An 8310-nucleotide genomic window follows, 5' to 3' on the forward strand; every position below is an offset into this window, starting at 1 on the left:
TTCAAAAAAAGAATTTAATCAGAAAGCAAAAAAACTATATGAGAAATATTCCAGCTAGATGCTAACAAGTGGTTCGTAGGGACGCCTTCGTCGCCCCACAACCAAGCTTAGGAATACCCATAGTTATGAGTTCAGAGAGAAGTAGATATGACATCAATAGTTAGTTGGTTTAATAGAGAAGGCAATGGAACAGTATGGGTAGTAGGAGATTCAAAAATAACAGACGGGGGAACAAATCCTTCAATGTTATTAGATTCTGGTGCAAAAATATTTTCCATACCGCTTATATGTAAACAACCGAGCACAAGAGGTTTTTTTGAAGATACATATCTGCAATCTAAAGTTGGACTTGCTTATGCCGGTAGCTCACTAATCGGCCTTAATGTACAAGCAGCAATTTCAACTGTATTTTCAAACTTAAATGGCATGGGGCTACCTCCATCTATGAGTGAGTTAGGTGAATACACCAGAATGATTGCAAAAAACTATATTGACACATTGGCAATCATTAAGCAGGAAGCTGCTCTGTGTGAATTTTTGCTCATGGGCTATTGCCATAAAACCGCTTTATATAAAATATGCAAAATAAAACCTGATTTTTCATCCGGCAGTTTTGATATGACATTAGATGTTTATGACAGCCAAAGTGCAAACGGAAATGCCATTTTTATTCTAGGCGATAAGAAATCTGACATAGAGAATCTTATTGTAAATTATCGAGCGTCTTTACAGGAGAAAAATATTCTCTGGGATAGGGCACCACAAGCGGTATTAAAAGAAATAATCAAAGAAGATACATACAGTACAATAGGTGGACACCTTCAGCAGGGCTTTTGTATGGGGACTGACTTCATCCCTGTGTCTACTTGTGTATATATAGAAGGTCAGAAGCCAAAAGCATATCTCAGTTACTTAGGCTTTGATGTTACAGGTGACGCCAGTAGAGTTGGTGATTGCATGGTTGGTATCACAGGTATGGTGTAAGCATTCCTAAATCGGGTAAGGGCTGGTCTCTAAAAAAACTGGGGTCAGGTCTTTCTTCTTGAAAGATACAAATCGGTTATAATTTTTCAGCTTAAAATCGGAATAGTCAGGACTTTCATATCGCAAATAGTAACCTACGAAGATGGTTATTCAAGAAGAAAGACCTGACCCCGGTTTTCCTATTGACCCCGGTTTTCCTATTAAATTTGGTATTTGGTTGGACAATTGTTGGGTGGCTGATTTTATTGGTTATAGCTCAAAGCTTACCGAAGATGAAACTATATTGAAGTAGAAATACATAAAGTAAGTTAAGGACACCCATAAATATAACCAAAAACTGGGGTCACAAAAAAAGGAATAGGACATCCATAAATTTACTAATCATAAAAATTGAACCAACGTTTTACTGAATATTTCACCCTGGATTTATGGAAGTCCTGTTTATTCATTACTACACCGCCCAGAGTATGGAGGAAGACAGAGCCAGAAGAAGATTTGATGGTGAGGGCGGAACGGGATAATAAGATCAGCACCCTCGGCTATGAACCTACCGAAGACTATATACGGGAAACCTATGGCGATGGCTGGAAGAAGAAAGCCGATAGTCCATTGCCGCCTGTGGATAAAGGAGCTCCAGATTTACCGGCTGAATTTGCTGTAAATATCCACACTGACCCAGAAACGAGCCAATCATCGAGCAGATATGCAGTCACTGGTGGATGCCGCCGAATACCTCAGCACCAAATACAAAGACATGTATGGCAAGCGGGTGGAGCAGCTGCTGAATTATTTGGAGGAAACCAACGACGTGGCTACCTTTCGGCAGAAGCTGACAGAGATGATGAAAGAACCGCCTGCGGATGAGGCTTTGGAGACGGTGAGGAATGCATCGTTTTTTAGGAGGTTGATGGGGTTGGTGTCAGGTGGGAATTCAAGAATCAAGACTTCACCCCAGTTTTTCGGTTTGGATTAAATTTGAAAAAGATCTATCAGGGAAAATTCTGAATTCTAAACCTGTCCCTGATTTCCTCCTGATGATCTGTCATTCCCCTTGTTCACAATACTTCGGACAGTTTTTTACACAGGACATCCATAAATTTATCCATGAAAATAGTATGGATACTTTTATGGGTGTCCTAATTCTTCCCTTCCTAATTCTTCCCTGAACTTGTTATTGAACCTGCCAGAAGAAAAAACAGAAACAGCAGAGTAATGGCCAGGATGGTGATACTCATGCAAAAGCTTCATTTCCACCAAAAAAAATGATGTCCCTGAATATGATTCTGAATCTGCCAGCAACGTTAGTGTCTATTCTTTGTTCATTACACTTTTCGCAACAAGTACTCATTATTCGTACTTCTAATGGAGTGAAAACAAATGATAAACGCTTACGCTGCCAATGAACCTGGTGCTGCACTGCAAGCCTTTCAATACGATCCCGGACCGTTAAAGGACGACGAAGTTGAAATAAATGTGACCCACTGCGGTCTATGTCACAGCGACCTGAGCATGTGGAAAAATGACTGGGGAATTACAGAATACCCTTTTGTTCCGGGTCATGAAGTAGCCGGCCATATCAGTACTGTCGGTAAAAATGTAACCTGGCTGGCATCGGGAGACCGGGTCGGCCTGGGCTGGCATTCAAGGTATTGCCTGCATTGTCACTGTTGTCTGTCAGGTGATCATAATCTCTGCCCTGACTCTCAGGGCACTATCGTTGGTCGTCATGGTGGCTTTGCCGATAAAGTTCGCGCACAGGCGACCAGTGTCGTTAAACTGCCAGACAGTATCCGCAATGAAGATGCAGGGCCGTTATTTTGCGGAGGCATCACCGTATTTAACCCGATGGTTCAATTTGGTCTTGCCCCCACCAGCAAGGTTGCTGTTATCGGTATTGGCGGCCTTGGCCATATGGCGGTTAAGTTTTTAAATGCCTGGGGTTGTGAGGTTACGGCTTTTACCAGTTCAGAGAGCAAACGGACAGAAGCACTGGCGCTCGGTGCCCATAAAACACTCAATTCCAGAGACAGTGATGAGCTGAAAGCCGCCTCCAATCAGTTTGACCTTATTCTCTCCACTGTGAATGTGGGTCTGGACTGGGAAGGCTATCTGAATACCCTGAATGCAAAAGGACGGCTGCATTTCCTGGGAGCCACTCTGGAGCCCCTGAAAATGAGTGTCTTTACCCTGATTATGAGCCAGCGAAGCGTCTCCGGATCGCCCGCTGGCAGCCCGGCCACCATTGCCAGAATGCTGGACTTCGCTGACCTCCACGGTATCCGTCCAGAAGTGGAGCTGTTTGATATGAGCAATGTCAATCAGGCCATGAAGCATCTCGAGGAAGGACATCCCCATTACCGCGTGGTCTTGAAAAATAACAGCTGACAAATAACATCAGAGCCTGGGGTGGTGTCCGTAATACCGGTAAAAAGTATCACTGCAACCTCATAACGTGCGCCTCGCCGGGATCAGCTCTACTCCGAAGTAGACATGATTGCTTTGAGTCTTCAGGTTTAAACCAAATCCGACTCGCCACAAATTCATCCATCCCGCCGCAACCATTCTGCCGGAGAGGTTGTGGTCTTTTGATCTGCATTAAATATTGTATTGAGGAGTCATCTGATGATAACACGCAGGCGATTTCTGTCAGCCAGCGGCATGGCAGTATCCGCAGGACTCTGTAGACCAGTAATTGGTTCACTGCCTGATCACGAGGAATACGTCGGTGTACCCGATAAGTTTCAGCGTGCGTTTCTGAATAAACGACGACAGCTACTTGCTCAACGGGATCCACGAACATTCCTCGGCTACCCCTGCAGTATGAAACCCGCTCCGGAGGGAATGATCAGGTGGTGTCGGGAATTGGAAAAAGTAGAGTTCGGAATCCGACACATGAACAATGTGGGTAACCCGCATCACCCTGAAGACCCATGGAATTGCTTCAGCCTCGAGCAGGACGTTGTGTCCCACTTTGCTAAACGCTATGGATTTCCTGATAACAACATCTGGGGCATAGTCAGTCATAGCGGAACAGACAGTAATATCCAGGGTGCTTATATTGGCAGAACACTGCTGAAACAGCGCACAGGCCAGCAGCCGAAAATTTTCTATTCCCGTGAAGCACATTATTCAATGCAGATTATCTGCGACCTGTTTGGCCTGGAAGGAGTGCCGGTGCAAACCAATGGCGACGCGTCCATGAATATGGATGACCTGGAAAAACAGCTCGCCCAACACCCCGACTCACCGGTATTACTGATAGCCACCATTGGAGCGACCTTCAGAGGTGGAATAGATGACATAGATGCTATTCAGGAGAAATTACAGAAGCGGGAATCTTATCTGCACGTAGATGCAGCCCTGTTTGGTGGCTACCTGCAGGCCAGCCCCCGGAGGGCAATGCTGCAGCAAACCCGTAACGGTAAAAGGCGCTACAATTCACTGGCAATATCATGGCACAAGTTCTTTGGTTATCATGGTGTAGCCGGGCTGTTTGTCTGTGGTCGTGACGATTTTGAGCAATACCACGACGCTTTCGCTAAAGTGCACGATCCTTCTTATACTCCTTATAAACCCGGGACAATTTCCTGCTCCCGGGACTCGATCAAACCCGCGCAGGTGCATTACTACACGACGTCTGATTCCTTTGCACAGCAGCAGGCTGATGCGAAGCTGGTATTGGCCAGTGCCGCCTACCTGCAGTCACAGCTACAGAACAATTTTCCTCAGCTTAACTCGCAACGTGCCAGTGATTTATCGAACATCGTGTACTTTGATAATCTCGCATCCCCTGAACTGGTACGAAAATGGACGCTGTCTACACTCCCTGACAAAGGGAATGACGGCACGGGCTGGGCTCATGTTGTTACCATGCCTCATGCCAGCAGAAATTTGCTTGACCGGTTTCTAAACGATCTTGAAGATGATTTGCGGGCTTAAAATGATTATTTTTACCGACATTACCAGTCCCCATTAAAGACTTCATCTTTACTCTCCCGAGGAGCAGAACAGAGAAGCAGAACAAGCAGAATAGGACATCCATAAATTTCATCCATGAAATAGTATGGATATTTTTGTGGGTGTCTTATTCTTCTTACTTCCGGATTCCCGGTCTGAAAATGACCGTGATTCAGAAAGATGGTCAGAACGTGGTTCCGGTGGTGGTGGATCAGATCCCTCTGGCCGTCGCAGAAACCTATGATGTAATCGTCATGCCAGATAACGAACAGGCATACACCCTGTTTGCCCAGTCGGCAGACAGAACCGGCTACGCCCCTGGCTGGGCCTCTGCCCGGGAACCAATATATCGGGTGGTAAAGTGCTTAAACGAAAAACCAAACGTATCCCAAGTGCAGCTGCTTCGGCGTTCAGAATGGCGGCTTTTGGTTTGATGAATTCAAAAAGTGCGTTGGGCGCCTTTTGCCGGAGAATGAGAAGCAAGCCGGGTTCACCCAAGGCCATTACGGCGACGGCACACAAACTGGCGCGCCTGGTTTACACGCTGCTCAAGAATGGCAGCGACTATGTGGATCCGGGTCAAGACTACTATGAGCGACAGTACAAAGACCGGGTCATGAAAAACCTGAAGAAAAAGGCGGAAGATATGGGCTTTATGCTGGTGCCAAAAGAGGCCGCCAGCTAACTATGTAATATTAAAAACGGACGTGCTTATTGATGCAAGTAAGGGGTGTTATTGCCTATCAATATAGCACCATCGAACCAAAATAGAATAAGTTACTCAGAAGACATACATCATTTTCAGCACTTTGTCTGCAGATGGCTCGCATGCCCACGCAGGATCCACAGGACTCGAGAGCCTAAAGGCCTAAAAGCGTGGGAGCGAGGTAACAGGAAACATTCGGGGATGCCTTCGGCTGCGGATGCCTTGACTAAAAAGAATTGGAACTTATTTCTGAAGGAGTGATCTAAATATTCGATTGCAAACTACCGCCTACTTACTGATTGTACTGATTGTGCAGATACTCTGAAGGAGTAATTACAATGGAAGCTAATAAGTTATTGGAAAAATGGGAGTTTCAGGCACGTACTGACTCAAGTCAATCAGTGGAAGGCCGGGCAACTGCCCAGTTTACGACTAGATCTGTTAACAGAACTGAAGCTGCTCTTGCAGTGAGTAATGTTGAGGAAAGGGTAACTAATCCGCAAGGTGGCACTAATCGAATGAGATTTATCTCGCGAATGATTTCAAAATTTTCTTTATCACGAAGCCATCAAATTAGTGATAATTCTATCCCGATAACCAAGGAAAAATACAAAAGGATAGTCAATCAATTAATCCATGGGCAGCAGCTACCTCTATCAGATATCCCGTTGGAGGATATTGATAATATGGCTCTTGGTCTTCAATTCGCGGGAGTTACAACAAAAGAGATAAAACGCGATAACTACCAGATTATTAAGCCAGGTCCGGTTATATATACTTGGGTAGCCCTGTATGGAACCACTATTTTCGATGGAACAGATCAGGGTGAGGGAGAACGTATTTCGAGCCACTTTAATTATGTTGCCCGAATACAAGCGCAAGCCGACAGGTTAAAAAAACAGGATATTCCAGTGTTGGTGATCTATTCGCAAGTCAATATGACTATGGATCAGATTAATACCATGGAATCGGTTTTTAATGATAGTGATAATATTGTTGTTCTTAATGTTGAAAATGATTTGGGTCATCTTGAAGAGTTCAAGCTTATGAAAAACCCTAATGGCTTTGGACTGTCATACCCTGCGAGGGAGGAATGTCAATTGATGCTGGATAGAATCAGGATAGCCGCCCTCAGAGAGGGGCAAAATACATTAGATGTAGCGAAGAAAAAAGCAAAAACAACCCATAAGACACGGGTGGAAAATACGCTGGTAAATAACCAGAACAACTCATTAATGTATATGGATACGGACAATCACTGGTTTGAACGCATCCCATATATGGTTGCACCTGATGGCATGTACAGTGCACCAAAAATGAATCCTGAATGTGATCTGTCAAAATACGCAACGTACTGTGAAGAACACCCTGATTTAGTTACAGAAGCCCTGAAACAAAATATTAAAAAACGTCAGGAGTTTTTGGGCAGCTATCAGGTGATTTTAGTTACAGAAGCCCTGAAACAAAATATTAAAAAACATCAGGTGTTTTTGGGCAGCTATCAGGTGATGCGCCCATGGAAAGAAGGACATCAGGAAATCAATGAACTATCAGAAGTTATAAAAAGAACTGATAAATATCGATGGAGCCAAGAAGATTCCCGAAAATCTTTCCTTTATATGTGCAAAGAGTTTAAGAAAAACTTTAACACGATTATTGGTCAATGGAAGCAGATGAACTTACCGAATTTATCGTCATTTGGACTTGATAAGATAGAGCCAGAATCAATTTGGTGTGGTGAAAACAGCCTGATTTCGTTCAATCTTAAAGAAAAGAGTATATTTGTCAGTAAAACGGCTTATGACCAGGCGATGCTTGACTTTCATAAACATAAATATAAACCTCATTATCTCGCAGCTCTTCAGACTTGGCGCTATTTGTTCATGGGGTATGATGAAAGCTGGAAGATAAGTGAACATCAGAATCCCTCCAAAGTCTTGCTGTGAGTATTCTGACACTCCCAGGCCTATTCCTCGTTCCCACAGTCCCCGTGGGAATGCGTACCTCACCTTCACACGTTACCTGCAGATGGCTCTGCATTCCTACGCAGAGCGCAGGAACAAGGTAAGGTATTTACCGTCACCATTTCTGTACAGAAACCGAACAATACTGCTCTATATCAATACCTGGTAGTAAATCATTCAAAACAGGTTGAACCAATTTTGCTGAATTCGGTATAACATCTTTAGCGAAGAACTTAGCCTTTTATTTATCGGTCAGCAGGTAACCACCATGTCGATCAGCTCACGCCAAACCTATTCATTGCATCCTGACCGCCTGTTTTCTTCTGATAGCAGTATGCGCACCGTTGCCCGCGCTCTGTCAGGAGATTAAAAACCTGCCGATCATCAGTCCTCACGGGCATACTGACCCGGCCTGGTTTGCGAACAACAAGCCTTTTGGTAACCCGGCGGCTCTGCTGCTGCAGCCGGACCACTGTGTCTTCCGGATGCTGCACAGCCAGGGCATTTCCCTGGAAAGTATTGGTATCGTCAGCAAAGATCTATCGGTTGCTGTTGAACAAAAAGAAAAAAGGACACCCATAAATTCTTATGACTTTATGGGTGTCTTGAATTTGGAATTCTGTTTTTTTGCCATAACAAAAACCGCCTATTGTTATCCTCGTTACGATAGGCGGTTTTTGTATGAATCTTTATTACTCT

General features: G+C 44.4%; 8 protein-coding genes. All 8 read left to right on the top strand.

Annotated features, from left to right (window positions below; genetic code table 11):
• Positions 1-147: 147 nt before the first annotated feature.
• Positions 148-984 carry a hypothetical protein gene (locus RM811_RS10815; protein WP_402523927.1) on the top strand — a complete coding sequence of 279 codons (837 nt, stop codon included), beginning with the start codon at positions 148-150 and terminating at the stop codon, positions 982-984.
• Positions 985-1687: 703 nt separating this feature from the next.
• On the top strand, positions 1688-1957 hold the full coding sequence (locus RM811_RS10820) for a hypothetical protein (protein WP_402523929.1): 270 nt from the start codon (positions 1688-1690) through the stop codon (positions 1955-1957).
• A gap of 404 nt (positions 1958-2361) precedes the next feature.
• Entirely contained in the window at positions 2362-3369 is a 1008-nt protein-coding gene (locus RM811_RS10825) for an NAD(P)-dependent alcohol dehydrogenase (RefSeq protein WP_402523932.1), read from the top strand.
• 237 nt (positions 3370-3606) lie between these two features.
• Positions 3607-4923, top strand: coding sequence for a pyridoxal-dependent decarboxylase (locus RM811_RS10830; RefSeq protein ID WP_402523933.1), 1317 nt, complete (start codon positions 3607-3609; stop codon positions 4921-4923).
• Positions 4924-5063: 140 nt separating this feature from the next.
• The gene (locus tag RM811_RS10835; RefSeq protein WP_402523935.1) at positions 5064-5375 is read left to right on the top strand and encodes a hypothetical protein; all 312 of its coding nucleotides are present in this window, start codon (positions 5064-5066) and stop codon (positions 5373-5375) included.
• Positions 5303-5626 carry a hypothetical protein gene (locus RM811_RS10840; RefSeq protein ID WP_402523937.1) on the top strand — a complete coding sequence of 108 codons (324 nt, stop codon included), beginning with the start codon at positions 5303-5305 and terminating at the stop codon, positions 5624-5626. Before RM811_RS10835 ends, RM811_RS10840 begins: the two co-directional genes overlap by 73 nt.
• Before the next feature lie 359 nt (positions 5627-5985).
• On the top strand, positions 5986-7593 hold the full coding sequence (locus RM811_RS10845; protein ID WP_402523940.1) for a hypothetical protein: 1608 nt from the start codon (positions 5986-5988) through the stop codon (positions 7591-7593).
• Positions 7594-7955: 362 nt separating this feature from the next.
• Positions 7956-8310 (top strand): glucuronate isomerase (locus RM811_RS10850; RefSeq protein ID WP_402523942.1); only part of this gene is annotated, 355 nt, incomplete at its 3' end.

This window comes from Endozoicomonas sp. (genome assembly GCF_031844845.1).
Taxonomy (GTDB): Bacteria; Pseudomonadota; Gammaproteobacteria; order Pseudomonadales; family Endozoicomonadaceae; genus Endozoicomonas.

What these genes read in the sequence shown, in the direction of transcription:
- RM811_RS10815 (WP_402523927.1), top strand. Translation starts at nt 148, where the DNA reads ATGACATCAATAGTTAGTTGGTTTAATAGAGAAGGCAATGGAACAGTA.
- RM811_RS10820 (WP_402523929.1), top strand. Translation starts at nt 1,688, where the DNA reads ATGCAGTCACTGGTGGATGCCGCCGAATACCTCAGCACCAAATACAAA.
- RM811_RS10825 (WP_402523932.1), top strand. Translation starts at nt 2,362, where the DNA reads ATGATAAACGCTTACGCTGCCAATGAACCTGGTGCTGCACTGCAAGCC.
- RM811_RS10830 (WP_402523933.1), top strand. Translation starts at nt 3,607, where the DNA reads ATGATAACACGCAGGCGATTTCTGTCAGCCAGCGGCATGGCAGTATCC.
- RM811_RS10845 (WP_402523940.1), top strand. Translation starts at nt 5,986, where the DNA reads ATGGAAGCTAATAAGTTATTGGAAAAATGGGAGTTTCAGGCACGTACT.